General features: G+C 64.6%; 1 protein-coding gene. It reads left to right on the forward strand.

What is annotated here, in order from left to right; translation table 11 throughout:
- Positions 1 to 489: aminotransferase class I/II-fold pyridoxal phosphate-dependent enzyme (locus ACT6QU_RS19455; RefSeq protein ID WP_444837029.1), on the forward strand; the 489-nt coding region annotated here is incomplete at both ends.

Genomic DNA, 489 nt, shown 5'->3' on the forward strand with positions numbered 1-489 from the left:
GCCTTCATCTATCCCTCGGGCCTCACCGCGATCACCGGCACGCTGCTCGCGCTGCTCTCCGCCGGCGACGAAGTTCTCGCCTGCGACACCGTCTATAATCCGACCCGGCGTTTCCTTGCCGGCACGCTCGCGCGCTACGGCGTCACCGCGCGCTACTTCGATCCCGCCGACGATGCCGAAGCCATCCGCGCGATGATAACGCCGAAGACCCGTGTGATCTTTCTCGAATCCCCCGGTTCGCTGAGCTTCGAAATGCAGGACATCCCGGCGATCGCCGCAATGGCGAAGGAAGCCGGGATCATGACCGTGATCGATAATACCTGGTCGGCCGGCGTCCTCTTCAAGCCGCTCGATCACGGCGTCGACGTGAGCATCCAGTCGCTCACCAAATATGTCTGCGGCCATTCGGACGTGTTCATGGGGCTCGCCGCGGCGAAGGGCCATGCCGCCGAACTGCTCGCGGCGTCGAGCTATGAGACCGGCTGGGCG

The sequence above is a fragment of the Aliihoeflea sp. genome, from assembly GCF_052435475.1.
Lineage (GTDB): Bacteria > Pseudomonadota > Alphaproteobacteria > Rhizobiales > Rhizobiaceae > Aliihoeflea.